24 protein-coding genes, 3 tRNA genes, 3 rRNA genes and 1 riboswitch are annotated in these 23,109 nt (G+C 45.5%); of the genes, 27 read left to right on the forward strand and 3 right to left on the reverse strand.

Going from position 1 to position 23,109, the window contains the following annotated elements; translation table 11 throughout:
• Window positions 1-5: 5 nt before the first annotated feature.
• Entirely contained in the window at window positions 6-1,109 is a 1,104-nt protein-coding gene (gene trmA, locus OV592_RS02115; RefSeq protein ID WP_406610237.1) for a tRNA (uridine(54)-C5)-methyltransferase TrmA, read from the reverse strand.
• Between the two features lie 146 nt (window positions 1,110-1,255).
• Here trmA and OV592_RS02120 point away from each other — a divergent pair, with 146 nt between their 5' ends.
• The 3 genes from OV592_RS02120 (at window position 1,256) to murI (ending at window position 5,468) form a co-directional block, all read left to right on the forward strand.
• Window positions 1,256-2,431, forward strand: a complete 1,176-nt coding sequence (locus tag OV592_RS02120) for a DUF5610 domain-containing protein (protein ID WP_406610239.1) — start codon at window positions 1,256-1,258, stop codon at window positions 2,429-2,431.
• Between the two features lie 56 nt (window positions 2,432-2,487).
• Window positions 2,488-2,714, forward strand: a riboswitch (cobalamin riboswitch).
• A 36-nt stretch (window positions 2,715-2,750) separates the two neighbouring features.
• Entirely contained in the window at window positions 2,751-4,601 is a 1,851-nt protein-coding gene (locus OV592_RS02125) for a TonB-dependent receptor domain-containing protein (protein WP_406610240.1), read from the forward strand.
• An 81-nt stretch (window positions 4,602-4,682) separates the two neighbouring features.
• Window positions 4,683-5,468 (forward strand): glutamate racemase, encoded by a 786-nt coding sequence (gene murI, locus OV592_RS02130; protein ID WP_406610241.1) that lies wholly within the window; start codon window positions 4,683-4,685, stop codon window positions 5,466-5,468.
• On the opposite strand, the gene OV592_RS02135 is transcribed toward murI, so the two are convergent.
• The gene (locus tag OV592_RS02135) at window positions 5,465-5,926 is read right to left on the reverse strand and encodes an RNA-binding protein (RefSeq protein WP_338623521.1); all 462 of its coding nucleotides are present in this window, start codon (window positions 5,924-5,926) and stop codon (window positions 5,465-5,467) included. The two genes, murI and OV592_RS02135, sit on opposite strands and share 4 nt — an antisense overlap.
• Window positions 5,927-6,536: 610 nt before the next feature.
• Here OV592_RS02135 and OV592_RS02140 point away from each other — a divergent pair.
• The 23 genes from OV592_RS02140 to rplQ all read left to right on the forward strand — a co-directional run bounded on the left by OV592_RS02140 (window position 6,537) and on the right by rplQ (window position 20,586).
• A 16S ribosomal RNA gene (locus OV592_RS02140) occupies window positions 6,537-8,079 on the forward strand.
• Between the two features lie 74 nt (window positions 8,080-8,153).
• Window positions 8,154-8,230, forward strand: a tRNA-Ile gene (locus OV592_RS02145).
• A gap of 21 nt (window positions 8,231-8,251) precedes the next feature.
• A tRNA-Ala gene (locus tag OV592_RS02150) sits at window positions 8,252-8,327 on the forward strand.
• Window positions 8,328-8,561: 234 nt separating this feature from the next.
• A 23S ribosomal RNA gene (locus OV592_RS02155) occupies window positions 8,562-11,449 on the forward strand.
• Window positions 11,450-11,560: 111 nt separating this feature from the next.
• Window positions 11,561-11,676, forward strand: a 5S ribosomal RNA gene (gene rrf / locus OV592_RS02160).
• The 16S, 23S and 5S rRNA genes sit together here with 3 tRNA genes alongside, the layout of an rRNA operon.
• A 40-nt stretch (window positions 11,677-11,716) precedes the next feature.
• Window positions 11,717-11,792, forward strand: a tRNA-Thr gene (locus OV592_RS02165).
• A gap of 323 nt (window positions 11,793-12,115) precedes the next feature.
• A complete protein-coding gene (rplN, locus tag OV592_RS02170) occupies window positions 12,116-12,484 on the forward strand; it encodes a 50S ribosomal protein L14 (protein ID WP_016402143.1) in 369 nt (122 codons plus the stop codon).
• 10 nt (window positions 12,485-12,494) lie between these two features.
• On the forward strand, window positions 12,495-12,809 hold the full coding sequence (rplX, locus tag OV592_RS02175; RefSeq protein WP_016402142.1) for a 50S ribosomal protein L24: 315 nt from the start codon (window positions 12,495-12,497) through the stop codon (window positions 12,807-12,809).
• A 12-nt stretch (window positions 12,810-12,821) separates the two neighbouring features.
• Window positions 12,822-13,361 carry a 50S ribosomal protein L5 gene (rplE, locus tag OV592_RS02180; RefSeq protein ID WP_040307252.1) on the forward strand — a complete coding sequence of 180 codons (540 nt, stop codon included), beginning with the start codon at window positions 12,822-12,824 and terminating at the stop codon, window positions 13,359-13,361.
• Between the two features lie 13 nt (window positions 13,362-13,374).
• Window positions 13,375-13,680 (forward strand): 30S ribosomal protein S14, encoded by a 306-nt coding sequence (rpsN, locus tag OV592_RS02185; RefSeq protein WP_016402140.1) that lies wholly within the window; start codon window positions 13,375-13,377, stop codon window positions 13,678-13,680.
• A 26-nt stretch (window positions 13,681-13,706) separates the two neighbouring features.
• On the forward strand, window positions 13,707-14,099 hold the full coding sequence (rpsH, locus tag OV592_RS02190; protein WP_016402139.1) for a 30S ribosomal protein S8: 393 nt from the start codon (window positions 13,707-13,709) through the stop codon (window positions 14,097-14,099).
• A 15-nt stretch (window positions 14,100-14,114) separates the two neighbouring features.
• The gene (gene rplF, locus OV592_RS02195; protein ID WP_016402138.1) at window positions 14,115-14,642 is read left to right on the forward strand and encodes a 50S ribosomal protein L6; all 528 of its coding nucleotides are present in this window, start codon (window positions 14,115-14,117) and stop codon (window positions 14,640-14,642) included.
• Window positions 14,643-14,651: 9 nt separating this feature from the next.
• Complete coding sequence (gene rplR, locus OV592_RS02200; RefSeq protein ID WP_016402137.1) at window positions 14,652-15,002, forward strand: 50S ribosomal protein L18; 351 nt, start codon at window positions 14,652-14,654, stop codon at window positions 15,000-15,002.
• A gap of 10 nt (window positions 15,003-15,012) precedes the next feature.
• Window positions 15,013-15,516, forward strand: coding sequence for a 30S ribosomal protein S5 (rpsE, locus tag OV592_RS02205; RefSeq protein WP_016402136.1), 504 nt, complete (start codon window positions 15,013-15,015; stop codon window positions 15,514-15,516).
• Between the two features lie 6 nt (window positions 15,517-15,522).
• Entirely contained in the window at window positions 15,523-15,705 is a 183-nt protein-coding gene (rpmD, locus tag OV592_RS02210; protein ID WP_016402135.1) for a 50S ribosomal protein L30, read from the forward strand.
• Window positions 15,706-15,707: 2 nt separating this feature from the next.
• A complete protein-coding gene (gene rplO, locus OV592_RS02215; RefSeq protein ID WP_406610242.1) occupies window positions 15,708-16,142 on the forward strand; it encodes a 50S ribosomal protein L15 in 435 nt (144 codons plus the stop codon).
• 8 nt (window positions 16,143-16,150) lie between these two features.
• Window positions 16,151-17,476, forward strand: a complete 1,326-nt coding sequence (gene secY, locus OV592_RS02220; RefSeq protein ID WP_016402133.1) for a preprotein translocase subunit SecY — start codon at window positions 16,151-16,153, stop codon at window positions 17,474-17,476.
• Window positions 17,477-17,517: 41 nt separating this feature from the next.
• Window positions 17,518-17,631, forward strand: coding sequence for a 50S ribosomal protein L36 (gene rpmJ, locus OV592_RS02225; RefSeq protein WP_000868186.1), 114 nt, complete (start codon window positions 17,518-17,520; stop codon window positions 17,629-17,631).
• A gap of 107 nt (window positions 17,632-17,738) precedes the next feature.
• On the forward strand, window positions 17,739-18,095 hold the full coding sequence (gene rpsM, locus OV592_RS02230) for a 30S ribosomal protein S13 (protein ID WP_016402132.1): 357 nt from the start codon (window positions 17,739-17,741) through the stop codon (window positions 18,093-18,095).
• Window positions 18,096-18,108: 13 nt separating this feature from the next.
• Entirely contained in the window at window positions 18,109-18,498 is a 390-nt protein-coding gene (gene rpsK / locus OV592_RS02235) for a 30S ribosomal protein S11 (protein WP_016402131.1), read from the forward strand.
• Window positions 18,499-18,524: 26 nt separating this feature from the next.
• Window positions 18,525-19,145, forward strand: a complete 621-nt coding sequence (gene rpsD, locus OV592_RS02240) for a 30S ribosomal protein S4 (protein WP_016402130.1) — start codon at window positions 18,525-18,527, stop codon at window positions 19,143-19,145.
• A 23-nt stretch (window positions 19,146-19,168) separates the two neighbouring features.
• Window positions 19,169-20,155 carry a DNA-directed RNA polymerase subunit alpha gene (locus OV592_RS02245; RefSeq protein WP_016402129.1) on the forward strand — a complete coding sequence of 329 codons (987 nt, stop codon included), beginning with the start codon at window positions 19,169-19,171 and terminating at the stop codon, window positions 20,153-20,155.
• A gap of 38 nt (window positions 20,156-20,193) precedes the next feature.
• Window positions 20,194-20,586: a 50S ribosomal protein L17 gene (gene rplQ / locus OV592_RS02250; protein ID WP_040307251.1), complete on the forward strand. Its 393-nt coding sequence runs from the start codon at window positions 20,194-20,196 to the stop codon at window positions 20,584-20,586.
• Between the two features lie 88 nt (window positions 20,587-20,674).
• On the opposite strand, the gene OV592_RS02255 is transcribed toward rplQ, so the two are convergent.
• Window positions 20,675-21,937 (reverse strand): HD-GYP domain-containing protein, encoded by a 1,263-nt coding sequence (locus OV592_RS02255; protein WP_016402127.1) that lies wholly within the window; start codon window positions 21,935-21,937, stop codon window positions 20,675-20,677.
• Window positions 21,938-22,095: 158 nt separating this feature from the next.
• Between OV592_RS02255 and metA the strand changes: the two genes are divergently transcribed.
• Window positions 22,096-23,037: a homoserine O-succinyltransferase gene (gene metA, locus OV592_RS02260; RefSeq protein ID WP_406610248.1), complete on the forward strand. Its 942-nt coding sequence runs from the start codon at window positions 22,096-22,098 to the stop codon at window positions 23,035-23,037.
• Window positions 23,038-23,109: the final 72 nt, after the last annotated feature.

Here is a 23,109-nt window from a genome sequence, read left to right on the forward strand (position 1 = left end):
TTGTGCTAGCGACGCTGCAGGTACATGCCTACTTCGATGTGGTCGGTATAGGGAAACTGGTCAAACAGCGCCCAATGGCTAATTTTGTGAGTACGGCTTAACTCACTTAAATTGTCGTAAAGTGTATTAGGATTACACGAGATATAAACAATGTTGTCGTAGCCTTGCACCATGCCTAAGGTAGCATCATCTAAACCCGCTCGTGGTGGGTCTACCAAAATGGTATCGCATTGATAAGTGCTTAAATCAACATCTGCTTCTTTTAGGCGGCGGAACTCGCGCTCACCCAACATCGCTTGAGTAAACTCTTCTGCCGACAAACGAATAATTTTTACGTTGTCGATGTTGTTATGTTTAATGTTGTATTGCGCTGCTTCAACCGAGGGTTTGGCAATCTCGGTGGCCAATACACGATTGAAGTTTTTGGCTAAGGCTAATGAGAAGTTACCATTGCCACAATACAGTTCTAGCAAATCACCTTGGCTATCGCTGGTGGCGTGTTGCGCCCATTCCAACATGTGTTGATTTACTATTGCGTTAGGTTGAGTGAAGCTGTTTTCTATTTGCTGGTAAATAAGCTTTTCACCATTAACAGTAAGTACTTCGTCTACTCTATCTTGGTCTAAACACATTTTTTGTTTACGTGAGCGACCAATTAACTGAATGGAAAACTGCTTGCTTAGCTCAGCTTTTAGTTTTTCGGCTTCTACGCGCCAAGCCTCATCAATCGGTTTGTGGTAGAGCATGCTTACTATCACTTCGCCACTTAAAGTAGATAAAAAGTCCACTTGAAATAGTTTGTGGCGCAGCAGCGGGTTTGGTTTTAGCTGCTCAACTAAAATTGGCATAAGCTGGTTAATGATTTTGCTAGCCGGAGGAAAGCTGTCTACTCTAAATTTTTGTTTGGTTTGTTGATCAAACATTATGTAGAAGAGATCGTCGCCTTCGTGCCACACCCTAAACTCGGCGCGCATTCGGTAATGTTTAGTCGGTGATGCAAATACACTCGGTTGAGCAGGCGAAAATTCGGCAAACTGCTCTATGCGTTTTGCCACTTTGTCGGCCAATAGTTGTTGGTACTGTTCTGGGTAGTATGCAATAGCGCTCATGGCCGTTCCTCTGTTCTAGCAAGCAGCGCAATTTAAAGGTGCGTGGCTTGCTTGTCCAGTTTATCTACAATAATAGTGATAATATTTCTAAAGTTTTAATTTTGGTCGCCGATAAGCTGTGACTAGGGTAAATCCGTGGAGGCTTTATGAACGAACTGAATGGCGTGGGCAAAACCCCCGTACAACAGTATGCCGAGCGCTTGTTGCAGCAGTCGGCTCCGGCGATTGAGAAACGCAATAACTTGGCAGATGACAAGGCAAGCTTAAACCAGCAAGGTGCGGTAGCTAGCCATGTGTTATTAAGTTCTGTTGAAAAACATACCTTGTCTATGGCAACGGGTGGAGTAAGCCTCCCTAAACCCCAGCAAGTGAGCGTGTTTGATGCTGAAGAAGTCGCTCGAAACGTGCTTAATTTTGTTGCCAGTTCCCTACATAGTGCTAAACAGTCGGGGATGTCGGAAGATAAGCTAGCCGAAATGATGGCCCAAGCCCGTAAAGGGGTAGATATGGGTTTTGAAGGTGCCCGTGAGGAACTTAGTGATGCGGGTATTCTTAATGAAGAGTTAGAAAAAGGCATCGATAAGAGTTATGACCTAATTCAAGAAGGTTTAGAAAAGATTGAAGAAGGCGATTATGAAATTCAATCTGCTCCTCTTTATAGCCAACTGGCAATGTCTAGTTCGCAATCCGCTACAATGGAGTTAGAAACAGCAGAAGGTGATAAGGTCACTATTAGCTATGGCTCGCAATTAGCCGCCAGTTATAGTGAAGGGCGTTCTTCAATCCAAGCCTCTTTTGCCTCGCAGCAACAATTTAGCTTCTCGGTTGAGGGTGACCTTAATGATGATGAATTGGCGGCAATTGCAGATTTGATTAAACAGGTTGATGAGGTTGGCCAGCAGTTCTTCTCGGGCGATTTAGATAAAGCCTTTGATCAAGCCTTAAATATTGGTTTTGACGAACAGCAGCTAGTTGGCTTTGCGGTTAATTTTCAGCAGCAACAAAGCGTAGCGGTTACCCAAGCCTATCAACAAGCTAATGATAAATCCTCTGGTGGTTCTGAGCTGGTGCCAGACTTAAGTGAGTTTTTGAGCTCTTGGCAAGATATTCAAGCCAAAGTGAGTGCTTTGTTTGCTCAACCTGAATCTGCCACCGAAACGCTATTGGCTGGAATACTGCCTATTTCTAGTCCTAGTGATGAAGAAAACAAACAAGCAGACGTAGAACGTTTTAAAGGTTTTGCCGACCGCATGGCTGAAGCTTTGGCGATGTTTAACAACACACCCGCTGCTGCGAATAACGCAGCGGACAACATTAGTTAATTTCAAGTTGGGTAAAAGCGCGGCTTTTTGTGCTATCAATCACATTAAGCCTCGCTTATAATCTCGCCCGCTGTGGTGCTTGTGTATTTAATACTCAAGCTTAATAGGGAATCTGGTGCAAATCCGGAACTGACGCGCAGCGGTAATGAGGAACGAAAGCTCAAGGATTGGCCTTTTCCAAGGATCACCAGACACTGTTTGTAACGCCAAACGGGAAGTCGCAGCCGTAGTACAAGTAATACGCCTCTAAGTCCGAATACCTGCCACATCGCACATGCTTATAACAGCAAAGTACTACGCGACGATTAGGATTACATCGATGAAGAAGTTCATATTACTGGCCGCAGTAGCGCCAGCTTTTGGCTATGCCCAAGAAACCCAGCAAGCACCCCAAACAGAACAGCCAGCTACTATGGTTGTTACCGCCAACCGCATGGAACAAACCGAAGCCAGTGTTATTGCGCCACTTACTGTGGTTAGCCGTAGCGAAATTGAAAGCAGCGGCGCTCAAGACATTATTGATGTGCTAAGTCAGCAAGTGGGTATTAGCGTTACCCGTAATGGTGGTAAAGGACATACCGAAAGTGTGTTTATTCGTGGTACCAGCTCAGCACAGTCTTTGTTTCTTATCGATGGCGTGCGAATCAATACTGCTACAAATGGCGGCGCGCAGTTGTCATTGCTACCCTTAGAGTTTGTTGAGCGTATTGAGATTTTACGTGGTGCGAGAGCTTCGATATACGGCGCCGATGCCGTGGGCGGGGTAATCAACATTATCACTCGTCCTAGTTTTGGCAGCGAGTATCACGGCTTGAAAGCAGCAGTTGGTACTCAAGAGACTGTTAAGCTTGCCGCTCGTGCAAGCGGACAACTAGATGATGCTACTCAGTACAATGTTATTTTTAGCAAAGATAAGAGCAATGGTTATGATATTCGTCCACAAGATAACTTAGACGAAGACTATGGCTACGATACCTTTGGAGGATTGTTAAGCTTGGATCATGAATTCAACCAAGCTTGGCGTGGACGAGTATTCCTACTCCTAAATGATAGCGAGTCCGAATTTATTCAAGGTGGTAAAGCTTTAACCAAGCACAAGCAGACCGTTTACGGTGCTAGTGTTAATTACACTCAAGACCGAATTAATAGTGAGTTCGCATTAAACTCCCAACAAGACCAATCGGATACAGCCCCGGCCGATAATTTTGTTGATCCTCAGCGCTATTCTACAGAACGAGTTGCGGCTAACTGGTTACTAGGCTATCAACTTAACCAGCAATGGTTATTGCAAGGCGGGCTTGATTATCAAAAAGATGATATTTCTGGCACAAGCTTGATTTATCAACAAGAAAGCCGAGATAACAAAGCTGCCCATATTGGTACGCGAGCAGACTACGACCAGCATACTCTCGAGGGTAGCTTACGTTATGATGATAACGAACATTACGGTGACCACACTACCTATAACCTAGGTTGGGCTTGGCAGTTCCAACCGTCAATGCGTTTTAATGCATTGCATGGCACCGCCTTTAGAGCACCAACTTTTAACGATCTTTACTACCCAGGTAGTGAAAACCCTAGTTTAAAAGCAGAAACGTCAACTAATAGTGAGTTGGGCTTAGAGCTTAATTTACTGCAAAGCCAATGGCAGCTTAATGTATTTCGTAATGACGTGGATAATCTTATTGCTTGGGGTTGTGTAGCACGTTGTGATAACGACTACTCAGGAACGCCTGATACATGGCCATTATGGACGCCAGACAATGTAAGTGATGCGCGCATTCAGGGTATCGAGTTCCAAGGTGAATTTTCTACAGCTTGGGTAAACCATAGAGTAATTGTAGAATTTTTAGATCCGAAGGATCGCAGTACCGATAAAAACTTGATTCGCCGTCCAGAGGAGCAAGTTAAGTATAAAGCTGATATGTATTGGCAGAGCCTGCAAGTTGTTGTCGATTTTCTATGGCGCGGAGATTCGTATGAAGATGCAGCAAATACTACAACCATTGATAGCCATTCCATTTGGGATCTAAGTGCAAACTATAAGTTTGCTAGCGGGTTACGTGTTGATGCGAAACTACGAAATGTATTTGATAAGCAGTATTCAACTGTAAACGACTACCAAGCACAAGGTCGTACCTTTGAGTTGGGCGCAAGTTACCAGTTTTAAGGTTTACGCTTTAACATAGCTCTCAGCCCTAGCTTTGGTTAAACTAGGGCTGAATTATTTTAAAGGCTTATTGGTAGAGTAATGCACGTTCTTGTTTTTGATTCTGGTGTGGGTGGTTTATCTGTTTTAGAGCAACTGCAGCAGCGAAACCCTAATATGCAATACAGCTACTTGTTCGATAACCTTTATTTTCCCTATGGGGAGTTAGACGACCAACAACTGATTACCCGTGTGGTCGAACTGCTTACTAAGGCAGTAAATAAGTTTAACCCCGATCTGGTGGTTGTGGCGTGTAATTCTGCCAGTACCTTATCCCTTCCTTCTTTGCGCGAAACTCTCTCCATACCAATAGTTGGCGTTGTGCCAGCGATAAAATCTGCTGCGAACAAAAGCATCACTCGCCACTTAGGTGTATTGGCGACTCCTGGTACCGTAGAGCGCAGTTATACTGAACAACTTATTGCAGACTTTGCTAAAGATTGTCGCGTTGAGTTACTCGGTTCTACATTATTAGTGCAATTGGCAGAACAAAAACTAGCGGGCGAATCTATAGCGCTTGAAGATATAAAGCAGGCGCTAGCGTCGTGGTTATTGTTTGATGATCTAGATTGCGTGGTATTAGGTTGCACCCATTTCCCCTTATTAAAGGATGAAATCCAGCAAGTATTGGGTGAACGAGTATATTTGGTTGATTCTGGCGCCGCGATAGCCAATCGTGTACACAGTTTGCTATCAACTAACGAAGCCTTGAATCTAACCCAAAAAAAAGCGGAAGCTCATGCTTACTGCACTATGCATCCCGCTAATTCTTCGTTGTTAAAACAGCTGCAAGCTTATCAACTAAGTAGCTTGCAACTATTTACTTAGGCTTCTTTACGCTCATTCGCTTCACGAACCTTTAAAGTGCGTTGTTGAAATTCCTGTTCGTTTAGGGCTTCAACTGCTTTTGGTGCATCTTTAGCTGCCATTTCAACAAAACCAAAGCCGCGACGTTTACCGGTTTGCTTATCTTTCAATAAACGTACTGATACTACTTGGCCGTAATCTGAGAATAATTTGCGAATAGCTGACTCGTTTGCACGATAAGGTAGGTTACCTACGTATAAGGTTTGTGTTTCCACACCGTCGGATGATTCATTCGTTGATGAACTTGCTGGTTGTTCGTCGCTAGTAGCACCGTTAGAACTTAACAATACGATGGCGCCGCCAACAATTACCGCTATAGATAGGTATAAAGGCTGTAGTGGAGCGACTGCGGCAGCCACAAAATAGGCAGCAACTGCTACCGCTATAAGTATGACAACAGATAAACTGGAATTTTTCATAATAAATTCAATGCTCAATGTATTCGGAATAATGGAAAGCAATTTTTTAACAAAATTGCGACATCATGGTAGCCAGCTTTTTGCCGATAAGCTAGAAAATGTACAATTTCTCTATCAGAAACTTGCTAAATGACACAATTACTTTTAATTCATAGGCTTGTTTAGTCGCGAACATGGTTTTCTGTGGATAAGTTTGTGGGTATTTTGTGGCTTAGTTGGGGGTTAATTATCAATTCAAAATTAATTGTGATTTTCTTCAAAAAACGCTTGCGCCGCGGGAATCGATCCCTATAATGCACCTCCACTGACACGGCACGCAGCGCGCTAAAGCGAAGCAAGGCTAGGTCAGGGTTAGCAAGGCCTAGGGCTAAGTTAGCCGGCTCTCAAACTTCTTTTTAAAATGTTTTAAAAAGCGGTTGACAGCCACAGAGGAAAGCGTAGAATGCGCACCTCGCTTCGGCAAGAAGCAACGCTCTTTAACAATTTATCAAGCAATCTGTGTGAGCACTCACAGGACCTTAAGCGAAAAAATTAAGCTTAAGTGAACTGGAGTCTTACACTGTAAAACACAGTAATAATTTCAGTTTTTAACTTTGAGCGAAAAAACTTTTGATTGAAGAGTTTGATCATGGCTCAGATTGAACGCTGGCGGCAGGCTTAACACATGCAAGTCGAGCGGTAACATTTCTAGCTTGCTAGAAGATGACGAGCGGCGGACGGGTGAGTAATGCTTGGGAATATGCCTTTACGTGGGGGACAACAGTTGGAAACGACTGCTAATACCGCATAATGTCTTTGGACCAAAGGAGGGGATGCTTCGGCACCTTTCGCGTAAAGATTAGCCCAAGTGGGATTAGCTAGTTGGTAAGGTAATGGCTTACCAAGGCGACGATCCCTAGCTGGTTTGAGAGGATGATCAGCCACACTGGGACTGAGACACGGCCCAGACTCCTACGGGAGGCAGCAGTGGGGAATATTGCACAATGGGCGAAAGCCTGATGCAGCCATGCCGCGTGTGTGAAGAAGGCCTTCGGGTTGTAAAGCACTTTCAGTCGTGAGGAAGGGGTAGTAATTAATACTTGCTATCTTTGACGTTAGCGACAGAAGAAGGACCGGCTAACTCCGTGCCAGCAGCCGCGGTAATACGGAGGGTCCGAGCGTTAATCGGAATTACTGGGCGTAAAGCGTACGCAGGCGGCTTGTTAAGCCAGATGTGAAATCCCCGGGCTCAACCTGGGAATGGCATTTGGAACTGGCAAGCTAGAGTTTTGTAGAGGGTGGTAGAATTTCAGGTGTAGCGGTGAAATGCGTAGAGATCTGAAGGAATACCAGTGGCGAAGGCGGCCACCTGGACAAAAACTGACGCTCATGTACGAAAGCGTGGGGAGCAAACAGGATTAGATACCCTGGTAGTCCACGCCGTAAACGATGTCTACTAGTTGTCTGTGAGTTTAACTCGTGGGTAACGCAGCTAACGCATTAAGTAGACCGCCTGGGGAGTACGGCCGCAAGGTTAAAACTCAAATGAATTGACGGGGGCCCGCACAAGCGGTGGAGCATGTGGTTTAATTCGATGCAACGCGAAGAACCTTACCTGCCCTTGACATACTGAGAACTTACCAGAGATGGTTTGGTGCCTTCGGGAACTCAGATACAGGTGCTGCATGGCTGTCGTCAGCTCGTGTCGTGAGATGTTGGGTTAAGTCCCGCAACGAGCGCAACCCCTATCCTTATTTGCCAGCACGTAATGGTGGGAACTCTAGGGAGACTGCCGGTGATAAACCGGAGGAAGGTGGGGACGACGTCAAGTCATCATGGCCCTTACGGGCAGGGCTACACACGTGCTACAATGGCATGTACAGAGGGATGCGAACTCGCGAGAGCAAGCGGACCCCAAAAAGCATGTCGTAGTCCGGATCGGAGTCTGCAACTCGACTCCGTGAAGTCGGAATCGCTAGTAATCGTAGATCAGAATGCTACGGTGAATACGTTCCCGGGCCTTGTACACACCGCCCGTCACACCATGGGAGTGGGCTGCAAAAGAAGTGGGTAGTTTAACCTTCGGGAGGACGCTCACCACTTTGTGGTTCATGACTGGGGTGAAGTCGTAACAAGGTAGCCCTAGGGGAACCTGGGGCTGGATCACCTCCTTATTATGATGCTTAGGTTTTGTGACGTGTTCACACAGATTGCTTGATAGAAAGTAAGAGAAAGTTGGCACCTATTTAGGTCTGTAGCTCAGCTGGTTAGAGCGCACCCCTGATAAGGGTGAGGTCGGCAGTTCAAGTCTGCCCAGACCTACCAGGGTCCAACTAAGTAAGAAATGGGGCTATAGCTCAGCTGGGAGAGCGCCTGCCTTGCACGCAGGAGGTCTGCGGTTCGATCCCGCATAGCTCCACCACTTCTTACCTAAAAACCAAAGATAAGTCGCCGAAACTTGGCCATTTACCTTTGGTTTTTTTATGAACCAATGCTCTTTAACAATTTGGAAAAGCTGATAAAAAAATATCTCAAGAATATGAGTTTAATAACAAGTGTTCTTGGTATTCAAAAATAAGGTGATCGTACTCGAATGGCAGGATTTATACAGCCTGACCATTCAAGTGATTTAAGCGACAACATTTAGGTGTTGTATGGTTAAGTGACTAAGCGTATACGGTGGATGCCTTGGCAGTCAGAGGCGATGAAGGACGTGTTAATCTGCGATAAGCCATGTTAAGTCGATAAAAGACGTTATAGACATGGATTTCCGAATGGGGAAACCCACTGCATTTTATGCAGTATCGTAACGTGAATACATAGCGTTGCGAGGCGAACCCGGGGAACTGAAACATCTAAGTACCCGGAGGAAAAGAAATCAACCGAGATTCTGGTAGTAGCGGCGAGCGAACCCGGATTAGCCCTTAAGCTTTTAGGTGATTAGTGGAACATTCTGGAAAGGATGGCGATACAGGGTGATAGCCCCGTACATGAAAATCTACTTTAAGTGAAATCGAGTAGGACGGCACACGTGATATGTTGTCTGAATATGGGGGGACCATCCTCCAAGGCTAAATACTCCTGACTGACCGATAGTGAACCAGTACCGTGAGGGAAAGGCGAAAAGAACCCCTGTGAGGGGAGTGAAATAGAACCTGAAACCGTATACGTACAAGCAGTGGGAGCCCCTTCGTGGGGTGACTGCGTACCTTTTGTATAATGGGTCAACGACTTAATTTCAGTAGCAAGGTTAAGCGAATAGCGGAGCCGTAGGGAAACCGAGTGTTAACTGCGCGCATAGTTGCTGGGATTAGACCCGAAACCCGGTGATCTAGCCATGGGCAGGTTGAAGATTGGGTAACACCAATTGGAGGACCGAACCGACTAATGTTGAAAAATTAGCGGATGACTTGTGGCTGGGGGTGAAAGGCCAATCAAACCGGGAGATAGCTGGTTCTCCTCGAAAGCTATTTAGGTAGCGCCTCGAGCGAATACTGATGGGGGTAGAGCACTGTTAAGGCTAGGGGGTCATCCCGACTTACCAACCCTTTGCAAACTCCGAATACCATCAAGTACTACTCGGGAGACACACGGCGGGTGCTAACGTCCGTCGTGGAAAGGGAAACAACCCAGACCGTCAGCTAAGGTCCCAAAGTGTATGTTAAGTGGGAAACGATGTGGGAAGGCTTAGACAGCCAGGATGTTGGCTTAGAAGCAGCCATCATTTAAAGAAAGCGTAATAGCTCACTGGTCGAGTCGGCCTGCGCGGAAGATGTAACGGGGCTAAACATACCACCGAAGCTACGGGAGCATGCTTGCATGCTCGGTAGAGGAGCGTTCTGTAAGCCGTTGAAGGTGATTCGTAAGGATTGCTGGAGGTATCAGAAGTGCGAATGTTGACATGAGTAACGATAAAGGGGGTGAAAAGCCCCCTCGCCGAAAGACCAAGGTTTCCTGTCCAATGTTAATCAGGGCAGGGTGAGTCGGCCCCTAAGGCGAGACTGAAAAGTGTAGTCGATGGGAAACAGGTTAATATTCCTGTACTTCGTATAATTGCGATGGGAGGACGGAGAAGGCTAGGCCAGCGTGGCGATGGTTGTCCACGTGAAAGGCAGTAGGCGGTAAACTTAGGCAAATCCGGGTTTACATTACGCTGAGAGTTGATGACGAGTGTCTACGGACACGAAGTGGTTGATGCCCTGCTTCCAGGAAAAGTCTCTAAGCTTCAGATTATACGAAACCGTACCCCAAACCGACACAGGTGGTTGGGTAGAGAATACCAAGGCGCTTGAGAGAACTCGGGTGAAGGAACTAGGCAAAATGGTACCGTAACTTCGGGAGAAGGTACGCTCTTGATGGTGATGGGACTTGCTCCCTAAGCTGCTGAGAGTCGCAGATACCAGTTGGCTGCAACTGTTTATTAAAAACACAGCACTGTGCTAAATCGAAAGATGACGTATACGGTGTGACGCCTGCCCGGTGCCGGAAGGTTAATTGATGTGGTTAGCGCAAGCGAAGCTATTGATCGAAGCCCCGGTAAACGGCGGCCGTAACTATAACGGTCCTAAGGTAGCGAAATTCCTTGTCGGGTAAGTTCCGACCTGCACGAATGGCGTAATGATGGCCAAGCTGTCTCCACCCGAGACTCAGTGAAATTGAAATTGCCGTGAAGATGCGGTGTACCCGCGGCTAGACGGAAAGACCCCGTGAACCTTTACTACAGCTTGACACTGAACATTGACCCTACATGTGTAGGATAGGTGGGAGGCTTTGAAGCGTTGTCGCCAGATGACGTGGAGCCGACCTTGAAATACCACCCTTGTAGTGTTGATGTTCTAACGTTGGTCCCTTATCGGGATTGCGGACAGTGTCTGGTGGGTAGTTTGACTGGGGCGGTCTCCTCCCAAAGAGTAACGGAGGAGCACGAAGGTTGGCTAAGTATGGTCGGACATCATACGGTTAGTGCAATGGCATAAGCCAGCTTAACTGCGAGACAGACACGTCGAGCAGGTACGAAAGTAGGTCATAGTGATCCGGTGGTTCTGTATGGAAGGGCCATCGCTCAACGGATAAAAGGTACTCCGGGGATAACAGGCTGATACCGCCCAAGAGTTCATATCGACGGCGGTGTTTGGCACCTCGATGTCGGCTCATCACATCCTGGGGCTGAAGTCGGTCCCAAGGGTATGGCTGTTCGCCATTTAAAGTGGTACGCGAGCTGGGTTTAGAACGTCGTGAGACAGTTCGGTCCCTATCTGCCGTGGGCGTTTGAGAATTGAGGGGAGCTGCTCCTAGTACGAGAGGACCGGAGTGGACGAACCGCTGGTGTTTGGGTTGTTATGCCAATAGCATTGCCCAGTAGCTACGTTCGGAACTGATAACCGCTGAAAGCATCTAAGCGGGAAGCAGGCCTCGAGATTAATTCTCACTAGGACTTTAAGTCCTCTGAAGGGCCGTTGGAGACTACAACGTTGATAGGCAAGGTGTGTAAGTGCTGTGAGGCATTGAGCTAACTTGTACTAATTACCCGTGAGGCTTAACCATACAACACCTAAAGGGTGTTGCTTATAGATACTTTATTTTAGAAACCATGAATACTTGTTAGTGCTCATGAGATGTTTCAGCTTTTTCGAATGTTAAAGACAACAGTTTTTGCCTGGTGGCAATAGCGTTGTGGACCCACCTGACTCCATGCCGAACTCAGAAGTGAAACGCAACTGCGCCGATGATAGTGTGGGGCTTCCCCATGTGAAAGTAGGTCACCGCCAGGCGCCAATTTAGAAACCCAGCTTATAGCTGGGTTTTTATTTCGCTGATATAGCTCAGTTGGTAGAGCGCACCCTTGGTAAGGGTGAGGTCGGCAGTTCGAATCTGCCTATCAGCACCATATTCAATTAAGCCCGGCACTATTGCTGGGCTTTTTTGTTTTTATCGGCCAATTATTGGTCGGTTTATCTGATTAGGTTGGGGCTAATGGCTTCAACTCTAATGACCCAAGCGTGAAATTAGCCTCTTTTTAGCTGTTTTTTACTTGCAGCTTGCGTGGTAACTCTTTGTTTATTATTGTTTTTTTAATTAAATTAAACAAAATTTAGACAATCCTACCAATTAAAAAATTAGGGTGTTATAATTTCGCGCCCTTTAATTAGGCAGCCAGAGATCTCAGCGCTAATTGCTGGGGTCAGTTGTAATATATAGCGGAGCACTGAAATGATCCAAATGCAATCTACTATGGACGTGGCGGACAATTCCGGCGCGCGCCTTGTACAGTGTATTAAGGTCCTAGGTGGTTCGCACCGCCGTTATGCACGAATTGGCGACATCATTAAAGTTACTGTTAAGGAAGCAATTCCTCGCGGTAAAGTTAAGAAAGGTGACGTTATGAATGCTGTGGTAGTGCGTACTAGAAAAGGCGTTCGTCGTCCTGATGGTTCTGTAATTCGTTTTGACCGCAATGCAGCGGTTATCTTGAATGCAAACAATCAGCCTATTGGTACTCGTATCTTTGGTCCTGTGACACGTGAACTGCGAAATGAACAGTTCATGAAAATTGTGTCTCTAGCGCCAGAAGTACTTTAAGGAGTCCAAAATGGCTAATAAAATCCAAAAAGGCGATGAAGTAATAGTTATTGCAGGTAAAGACAAAGGCAAACGCGGTAGCGTAACCAAAGTTTTACCTACTGGAAAACTATTCGTTGAAGGCGTGAATGTAATCAAGAAGCACCAAAAGCCAAACCCACAATTGGGTGTTGCTGGCGGTATTGTTGAGAAAGAAGCGGCCCTTGATGCATCAAACGTAGCGATTTTTAACCCTGCCACTGGCAAGGCTGATCGCGTTGGTTTCCGATTTGAAGACGACAAAAAAGTTCGTGTATTCAAATCGTCTAATGAAATTGTAAAGTAACTGGAGTTAACGATGGCGAAACTGCATGACCTATATAAGGAAACTGTAACGCCTGAACTCTTAAAGGAGTTCGGTTACAAATCCATCATGCAAGTCCCTCGGATTGAGAAAATCACCCTTAACATGGGTGTGGGTGAAGCGGTTAATGACAAGAAAGTACTAGAGCACGCAATTGCTGATCTAGCAGCTATCTCAGGTCAAAAACCACTTACTACCAAAGCTCGTAAATCTGTAGCAGGCTTCAAAATCCGTGATGGATACCCAATTGGTTGTAAAGTGACTCTACGCGGTGAGCGTATGTGGGAGTTTTTAGAGCGTTTGATTTCGATCGCTATTCCTCGTGTTCGAGATTTCCGTGGTTTGAATGCTAAGTCATTCGATGGCCGTGGTAATTACAGCATGGGTGTACGTGAGCAAATCATCTTCCCTGAAATCGATTATGACAAAGTTGATAAGGTTCGTGGTATGGATATTACTATCACTACTACTGCCGAAACCAACGAGGAAGGCCGCGCTCTGCTGGCTGCCTTTAACTTCCCATTCCGTAAGTAAGGTAGAGTTAGTTATGGCTAAACAATCAATGAAAGCTCGTGAAGTGAAACGTGAAAAAGCCGTTGCTCGCTTCGCGGAAAAGCGCGCTGCGCTTAAAGCGATTATTAGCAGCGTGAACAGCTCTGATGAAGAGCGTTGGGACGCAGTGTTAAAATTGCAATCGTTACCTCGTGATTCAAGTCGGTCTCGTCAGCGTAACCGCTGTAACGTAACTGGCCGCCCACATGGCTACCTACGCAAATTCGGCTTAAGCCGTATTAAATTGCGTGAAGCTATGATGCGCGGTGAGGTTCCTGGCCTTAAGAAAGCCAGTTGGTAATCCACTTAATTACGGAGTAAACGATTATGAGCATGCAAGATCCTATTGCAGATATGTTGACTCGCGTTCGCAACGGTCAATCAGCAAATAAAGTATCTGTTGTTATGCCTTCATCTAAAGTAAAAGTGGCAATTGCTAACTTGTTGCAAGAAGAAGGTTACATCACAGGATACGCTGTGACTGGTGACGTGAAAAAGTCATTAGAAGTTACCCTCAAGTACTTTGAAGGTAAAAAAGTTATTGAAAAGATTGAACGTGTAAGCCGTCCAGGCCTACGCATTTATAAAGGTGCTAAAGACCTACCTAAAGTTATGGGTGGCCTTGGCGTTGCAATCGTTTCTACATCTAAAGGCGTTATGACTGACCGTGCAGCACGTAAAGCTGGCATGGGCGGTGAAATCGTCTGTTACGTAGCTTAACCGGAGGTAGGTAATATGTCTCGCGTAGCCAAGGCTCCCGTTACAATTCCTGCTGGCGTTGAAGTAAATATCAACGGCCAAGAATTAACGGTTAAAGGTAGCAAAGGTACATTGACTCGCGTTTTTAATGACGCAGTTGTTGTAACGAAGGAAGAAAACGAATTGAAATTTGCTGTAGTCGAAGGTGGTTCTTCAGCTCAAGCAGGTACAGCTCGTGCTCTTAGCAACAACATGGTTGTTGGCGTTACAGACGGGTTTGAGAAAAAACTGACACTATTAGGTGTTGGTTACCGTGCCGCTGTTAAAGGCAAGGTAGTTAACCTAACTTTAGGTTTTTCTCACCCTGTAGATTACACCTTACCAGAAGGTGTTACAGCAGAGTGTCCATCACAAACTGAAATCGTACTGAAAGGTGCTGATAAGCAAGTTGTTGGTCAGGTAGCAGCAGACATTCGCGCGTTCCGTCCACCAGAGCCTTACAAAGGTAAAGGTGTTCGTTACTCTGACGAAAATGTTCGCCGTAAAGAGGCTAAGAAGAAGTAGGTTAACACTATGGAAAAGAAAATTGCTCGTCTGCGTCGTGCAACACGCACTCGCAAAGCTATGCAAGAGTTGGGTAAAACCCGCCTGGTGATTCACCGTACTCCGCGCCATATTTACGCGCAGGTGATTGCACCTGATGCACAGGTTATTGCCGCAGCATCAACAGTAGATAAAGCCGTTGCTAACGGTCTTGAAAGTTTAAGTAATGTAGCTGCCGCTACTGCAGTAGGTAAAGCAATCGCTGAACGTGCTGCTGAAAAAGGCGTTACATCTGTAGCTTTTGACCGTTCAGGCTTTAAGTACCACGGCCGCGTTGCTGCGCTTGCAGAAGCAGCACGTGAAGCTGGTCTTCAGTTCTAAGGAGTGAGTCATGTCTAAATTTGAAGCACAAGCCGGTAGTGATCTGAACGAAAAGCTTATCGCTGTAAACCGTGTGTCAAAAGTAGTTAAAGGTGGTCGTATCTTCAGTTTCACTGCTCTAACAGTAGTGGGTGACGGTAACGGTCGCGTAGGGTTTGGTTATGGTAAAGCACGTGAAGTTCCAGCTGCTATTCAAAAAGCAATGGAAAAAGCGCGTCGTAACCTTACTAGTGTACAGCTGAGAGGCACTACACTGCAGCATCCTATTAAGGGTCGCCACTCTGGGTCGCGTGTTTACATGCAACCTGCATCAGAGGGTACTGGTATTATTGCCGGTGGTGCGATGCGTGCTGTTCTAGAAGTTGCGGGTGTGCAGAACGTATTGTCTAAGGCATACGGTTCTACTAACCCAATTAACATTGTTCGCGCTACTATCGACGCTCTTGAGAATATGCATTCTCCACAAGACGTTGCTGCGAAGCGTGGCCTAAGCGTCCAAGAAATTCTGGGGTAATAAGCCATGTCGAACAAAATAAAAGTAACACAGACTAAAAGCGGTATCGGGCGTTTGCCTAAGCACCGTGCGACTTTAACAGGTCTAGGTCTTCGTCGCATTAATCACACTGTAGAACTAGAGGATACTCCTTGTGTACGCGGTATGATTAATAAAGTTTCTTACATGGTTAAGGTTGAGGGAGAATAATCATGCGTTTGAATACTCTTTCTCCAGCTGCTGGCTCTAAGCCAAATGCTAAGCGTGTAGGTCGTGGTATTGGTTCTGGTTTAGGTAAAACCGGTGGTCGTGGTCACAAAGGTCAGAAGTCTCGTTCTGGCGGTAGTGTTCGTCCAGGTTTCGAAGGCGGTCAAATGCCATTGAAACAACGTTTGCCTAAATTTGGTTTTACTTCACGTAAATCAATGGTAACTGCTGAAGTTCGCACTGCTGAGCTAGCTAAAGTTACTGCTGACGTGGTAGATTTGGACGCTTTGAAGGCGGCTGGTCTTATTACTCGCAACATTAAGTTTGCAAAAGTAGTACTATCTGGCGAAGTTAAAGCACCAGTTACCTTACGTGGCCTGGGTGTAACTAAAGGCGCACTGGCAGCTATTGAAGCTGCTGGCGGTAAAATCGAGGAATAGTACAAAACATGGCTAAGAATCCAGGAACAGCATCAGCAAGTGCACAAGGCGGCTTAAGCGAGCTTAAGAGTCGTTTATTATTTGTGCTTGGAGCCATTATTGTGTTCCGAGCCGGCTCCTTTGTGCCGTTACCTGGGATTGATGCCGCTGTACTGGCCGCGTTGTTTGACCAGCAGAAGGGTACCATTCTGGAAATGTTTAATATGTTTTCAGGTGGTGCACTTTCACGTGCGTCTATTTTCGCGTTAGGTATCATGCCGTATATTTCGGCATCGATTATCATCCAGTTATTGACTGTTGTTCACCCAACGCTTGCCGAACTTAAAAAGGAAGGCGAGTCGGGTCGACGTAAAATCAGTCAATACACGCGTTATAGCACACTGGTTCTAGCAACCTTCCAAGCTATTGGTATTGCTACTGGCTTACCAAATATGATGGCTGGTCTGGTTATTAACCCAGGCCTACCATTCTATTTCACTGCGGTGGTTAGCTTGGTAACGGGAACTATGTTCCTAATGTGGTTAGGTGAGCAAATTACTGAACGCGGTATTGGCAACGGGATCTCGATTCTGATTTTTGCTGGTATTGTGGCAGGATTGCCTTCTGCAATCGGTCAGACGGCTGAGCAGGCGCGTCAAGGAGAGTTACATTTGTTGTTACTCTTGTTCATCGTTGCTCTTGTATTTGCGGTGACCTTCTTTGTGGTATTTGTAGAACGTGGACAACGTCGTATCGTTGTTAACTATGCAAAACGCCAACAAGGTCGCAAAGTGTTTGCTGCGCAAAGCACACATTTACCACTTAAGGTAAACATGGCGGGTGTTATCCCAGCTATTTTTGCCTCAAGTATTATTCTGTTCCCTGGCACATTAGCTCAGTGGTTTGGTCAAAATGAAGGCTTGTCTTTCTTATCTGACTTATCGCTAACGCTACAACCTGGGCAACCGTTATATGTGTTCTTGTATGCAGCAGCCATTATCTTCTTCTGCTTCTTCTATACTGCGTTGGTATTTAACCCTCGCGAAACAGCAGATAACTTGAAGAAGAGTGGCGCGTTCATTCCAGGTATTCGTCCTGGTGAACAAACCTCGCGATACATCGACAAGGTGATGACTCGTTTAACCCTAGCTGGTGCTTTGTACATCACGTTTGTATGTTTAATTCCTGAGTTTATGATGATCGGAATGAACGTTCAGTTCTACTTCGGTGGTACTTCGCTACTTATTGTAGTGGTGGTTATCATGGACTTTATGGCTCAGGTCCAAACCCATTTGATGTCTCATCAATATGGTTCGGTTCTGAAAAAAGCTAATCTTAAAGGTTACGGCCGATAGGCCGCCCTTGAGATTGGACTTTAACTTTTGCGGAGATAGCAATGAAAGTACGTGCATCCGTTAAGAAAATCTGCCGTAACTGTAAAGTTATTAAGCGCAACGGTGTTGTGCGTGTAATTTGCAGTGAGCCAAAGCATAAACAGCGCCAAGGCTAGTTAGTAGATTTCAAGACAATATTATTTGCAATGTGGTCATCTGTTGAGTATCCTTACGGGCTTTTCACAGATGGCCTTCGTTTAACACGAAAAATAGGAGTGTGCCAATGGCCCGTATAGCCGGCATTAACATTCCTGATCAGAAGCACGCAGTTATTGCTTTAACTGCAATCTTCGGCATTGGCTTAACCCGTTCACAGAAAATCTGTGCGGCAGCTGGTATCGCTGAAGATGTAAAGATCAGAGAACTTGACGAAACACAAATCGATAAACTTCGTGACGAAGTAGCTAAATTCACCGTTGAAGGTGATCTACGCCGTGAAGTATCTATGAACATTAAGCGCCTGATGGACCTCGGTTGTTACCGTGGACTTCGTCATCGTCGCAGTTTGCCCCTTCGCGGTCAGCGCACTAAAACTAATGCGCGCACCCGTAAAGGTCCTCGCAAACCTATTAAGAAATAAGGGGTGAGTGATAATGGCTAAAACTCCGACTCGCGCTCGTAAACGCGTAAAAAAACAAGTTGCTGATGGCATGGCTCATATCCATGCGTCTTTCAACAATACTATCGTGACTATCACTGATCGTCAGGGCAACGCGCTTTCTTGGGCTACCGCAGGTGGTTCAGGTTTCCGTGGTTCTCGTAAGTCTACTCCGTTCGCTGCACAGGTTGCTGCTGAACGTGCTGCTGAAGCAGCTAAAGACTACGGCCTTAAGAACGTAGAAGTGTTTGTAAACGGCCCAGGTCCTGGTCGTGAGTCTTCAATCCGTGCATTACATGCTGCGGGTTTCCGTGTGACTAACATCACCGACGTGACTCCGATTCCACACAATGGCTGTCGTCCACCTAAGAAACGCCGCGTGTAGTTTCTGGATAGATTGGAGAAAGAAAAATGGCAAGATATTTAGGTCCAAAGCTTAAACTTAGCCGTCGTGAAGGTACCGATCTTTTCTTGAAAAGTGGCGTACGTGCGATCGACACAAAGTGTAAGCTGGATACAGCACCTGGACAACACGGTGCACGTAAAGCGCGTCTTTCAGACTACGGTTTACAGCTTCGTGAGAAGCAAAAAGTTCGTCGTTTATACGGCATTCTTGAAAAGCAATTCCGCAACTACTATAAAGCTGCTGCTCGCCTTAAAGGCAACACCGGTGAAAACTTGTTGCAATTGTTAGAAAGTCGTTTGGATAACGTTGTTTACCGTGTAGGTTTTGGTGCAACTCGCGCCGAAGCTCGTCAGCTAGTTAGCCACAAAGCTATTCTAGTAAACGGTAAAGTGGTAAACATTCCTTCTTACAAGGTACTACCAGAAGACGTTATCAGTGTTCGCGAAAAATCTAAGAAGCAAGCGCGTATCGTTGCATCTTTAGAAATCGCTGGACAACGTGAAGCGGCATCGTGGGTAGAAGTAGACGCAACTAAGATGGAAGGCACTTTCAAGCGCCTACCTGAGCGCGCTGACTTGTCTGCGGAAATTAACGAACAGCTGATCGTCGAACTTTACTCTAAGTAAAGTTGAATTATAGAGAGGACACAATGCAGGGTTCTGTAACAGAGTTTCTAAAACCAAGGCTAGTTGAGATCGAACAAGTTAGCCCAACTCGTGCAAAAGTTACGCTTGAGCCGTTAGAGCGTGGTTTTGGCCACACTTTAGGTAACGCTCTTCGTCGTATTCTTTTATCTTCTATGCCAGGTTGTGCGGTAACTGAAGTAGAAATCGATGGCGTGTTGCATGAGTACAGCAGTAAGGAAGGTGTTCAAGAGGATATCTTGGAAATCTTGCTTAACCTAAAAGGTATTGCTGTAAAGTTAGAAGGTAAAGACGAAGTAACCTTAAGTCTTACCAAGTCTGGAGCAGGTCCTGTGGTTGCAGGCGACATTCAGCACGACGCTGATGTCGAAATCACTAACCCTGAGCACGTTATTTGTCACCTTAGCAGCAACGCTGAAATTAGCATGCGCATTAAGGTAGAACGTGGTCGTGGTTACGTACCAGCTTCAGTTCGGGTTCACTCTGAAGATGAGGAGCGTCCAATTGGTCGTTTGCTAACAGATGCGGCTTACAGCCCAGTAGAGCGTATAGCTTATACTGTTGAAGCTGCACGTGTAGAGCAACGTACTGACTTGGACAAATTGGTTATCGATATGGAAACCAATGGTACTCTTGATCCAGAGGAAGCTATCCGCCGCAGTGCAACAATTCTTGCAGAGCAGTTGGATGCCTTCGTTGACTTACGTGACGTAAGTGAGCCAGAAGAAAAAGAAGAGAAGCCAGAGTTTGATCCAATCCTGCTTCGTCCTGTCGATGATCTAGAGTTGACAGTACGCTCTGCTAACTGTTTGAAGGCAGAAGCGATTCATTACATTGGTGACTTGGTACAACGTACCGAAGTTGAGCTACTTAAAACCCCTAACTTGGGTAAGAAGTCGCTTACAGAAATCAAAGATGTATTAGCATCACGTGGTCTATCTCTAGGTATGCGCCTAGAAAATTGGCCACCTGCTAGCATTGCTGATAAGTAGTCACTGGTTTTAACGTCTTAATATAGAAGGATAAGGTCATGCGCCATCGTCAGAGTGGTCGTCAATTGAACCGAAATAGCAGCCATCGTCAGGCTATGTTCCGGAATATGGCCAGTTCATTGGTTCGCCATGAAGTTATCAAGACAACATTGCCTAAAGCCAAAGAGCTTCGCCGTGTTGTTGAGCCATTAATTACATTGGCTAAAAATGACAGTGTAGCTAACCGTCGTCTAGCTTTTGCTCGTACTCGCGATGCAGAAGTTGTTGGTAAGCTATTTGCTGAAATCGGCCCACGATTCAAAGAACGTGCAGGCGGTTATACTCGCATTTTAAAATGTGGTTTCCGTGCTGGCGACAATGCTCCTATGGCATACATTGAATTATTGGACCGTCCTGAAGTTGAAGAAGTAGTTGAAGAAGCTGCTGAGTAAACTCAGACACCAAGCTTAAAAAGCCGGACTTAGGTCCGGCTTTTTTTTGTCTAAAATTTGTTATCGCTTAGTAACTTGGGTTAGATGATTACAAACGTTTATTGTGGTCAAAGTAGTAAGAAATACGTGCCCGAGGGTTCAGGTATTCAAACACTGCATCGGGCAATGCGCTTGGCTTTAAGGCTTTTTCTATGGTTAAGCCAGCAGCTTCTAAATCGATAATTGGCGCTTCGGTACGTGGAATATTAGCGTCGTAAACTTGTACCGCTGGAAATAATAAACGCTCAGAGTTAACCGACATCACCAAGCCAATTTGGCCTGAGCTAAGCTGTACTACGCTGCCTGGTGGGTAAATGCCCAGCAAGCGGATCAGAATGCCTAAGTCTGCTGTATTTAGCTGTTCTTTACGCTGTTTATAAAGATATGAAATAACAGTGAAAGGAATGCGAGTCTGCTTCACATCGCGTGGATGACACAAACTGTCGTATTCGTTTACCACTGAAATTAGCTGAGACAAGCGGTCTATTTGCTCACCCTTAAGTTTTTTGGGATAACCACTTCCATCTAAAAACTCGTGGTGTTGTTCAGCAATTAACTTAACTTTGGCCGGTAGCGTTTCTGAGAGCTTAAGAAAATCAGCACCGTACTTGGTGTGCATTTTAAGCAAGTTTGCTTCTTGAGCTGTTAGCTTGCCCGGCTTGCGTAAAATCTTATCCGGGATCTTCATTTTACCCACATCGTGGAATAATCCCGAAAGACCCAAAATCTTGATATCACGCTCGGAAAACCCTGCAGCTTTGGCCAGCATCATCGCAAGGATAGAAACGTTGAGGCTATGGTAATAAAAGCTGTCAGCATCTTTGCTGTCGTTCATTAGATGAAGTACAACGTTTTCGCCGGATAGTAAATCATCGGCCAAGTTGTTAATTAGGCTGGTTGCGTCGTCTACCGCATTTAGCGGGCGACTTTTAAGCTTAGACATTACCGCCCGCACTTGGGCCATGGAGCGATCGAACTCTTTTTCTACTTTTTGCAGGTTGCGGCGGTAGTTTTTAAGTTCTTCGATACGGGCGCGCTTCTCTTCCCAAAGGGCTTTTTCTGCTTTCTCTTGGGCTTTTGGGTCGGCTTTTTTACTATCGCCATTTTCTTGGTCAACGGGCAGCGGTGGTTTGTCGCTCTTTTCTGGAACAACAATGACATGTTTTAAACCTAGGTTATGAATAACCTCAATTTGGTCTTGGCTTTTAATTTTGAAGCTGGTGAACATAAATGGGTGCTCGCCCCACTTAACAGGAAGCTTTACGTAAACTCCTATCTGTAAGCGTTCAACATTTAGCTTTAACTCTGCCATTTTTCCTTTCTACTTCATCCGTCTAGCCTGCATTATGAAGAATTTGGCACACAAAATCAGCTGCTTTTAACAAGTTCTAGACATACACTACAATCTAACTAAAATAGGTATCTAGATGTCTAGACATACATTGCCTGTTGTTAGCAAGGAACCTTTATATGCCAATTTGTATTCCTGATCAGTTACCCGCTGCTGAAGTATTGCGCAATGAAAATATATTTGTAATGCCAGAGAGCCGTGCCGCTCACCAGGACATTCGTCCCTTAGAAGTGGTATTGCTTAACTTGATGCCAAAGAAAATCGAGACCGAGAATCAGATCCTTCGCTTGCTTTCTAACTCGCCGCTGCAAGTGAACGTAAAGCTATTACGGATTAATCATCGGGTGTCTAAAAACACCCCGCAAGAGCATATTGATAAGTTTTATCGAGATTTTGAAAAATTGCGAGAGCGCAATTTTGACGGCTTAATTATTACTGGAGCACCGCTTGGTCAAGTTGCATTCGAAGACGTTTATTACTGGGACCAAGTTAAAGAAATCATTGATTGGTCGACAACACACGTAACCTCAACACTGTACTTATGTTGGGCGGCGCAAGCTGCTTTGTATCATTTATATGGTCTAGAAAAACAGACACGTGAGAAGAAGTTGTCAGGCGTGTACTGGCACCAAACTAAGCATAAGCATAACCCCTTAGTACGCGGGTTTGACGACGCCTTTTTAGCGCCTTTGTCACGTTATGCTCACTTCGATCCTAATTTGATTACCGAAGAAACTGACTTAACAGTATTGGCAGATAACCCTGAAGCAGGCAGCTATTTGTTTGCCAGTGAAGATTTCCGTCAAGTATTTATTACTGGTCATCCAGAATACGCCGCCGACACCTTACATAACGAATATCAGCGTGACAGCCAAGAAGGTTTGAATCCTCAGTTACCAGAGAATTACTATCCGCAAGATGATTGTGGCAATTCACCTTGTGCCACATGGCGCAGTCATGGTCATTTGCTTTACAACAATTGGCTAAATTACTGTGTGTACCAAATCACGCCGTACGACTTAACAGAGCTAAAACCAAAATCCGATAATATCTTGAAATAATTTCATATAACTTTATCGCAGCTAAGCCTTTAAAGGCAGTGTGCTACACTGCCGTGTCGAAATACCAGCGAA

The organism is Agarivorans sp. JK6 (assembly GCF_045277145.1).
Classification (GTDB): Bacteria; Pseudomonadota; Gammaproteobacteria; order Enterobacterales; family Celerinatantimonadaceae; genus Agarivorans; species Agarivorans albus.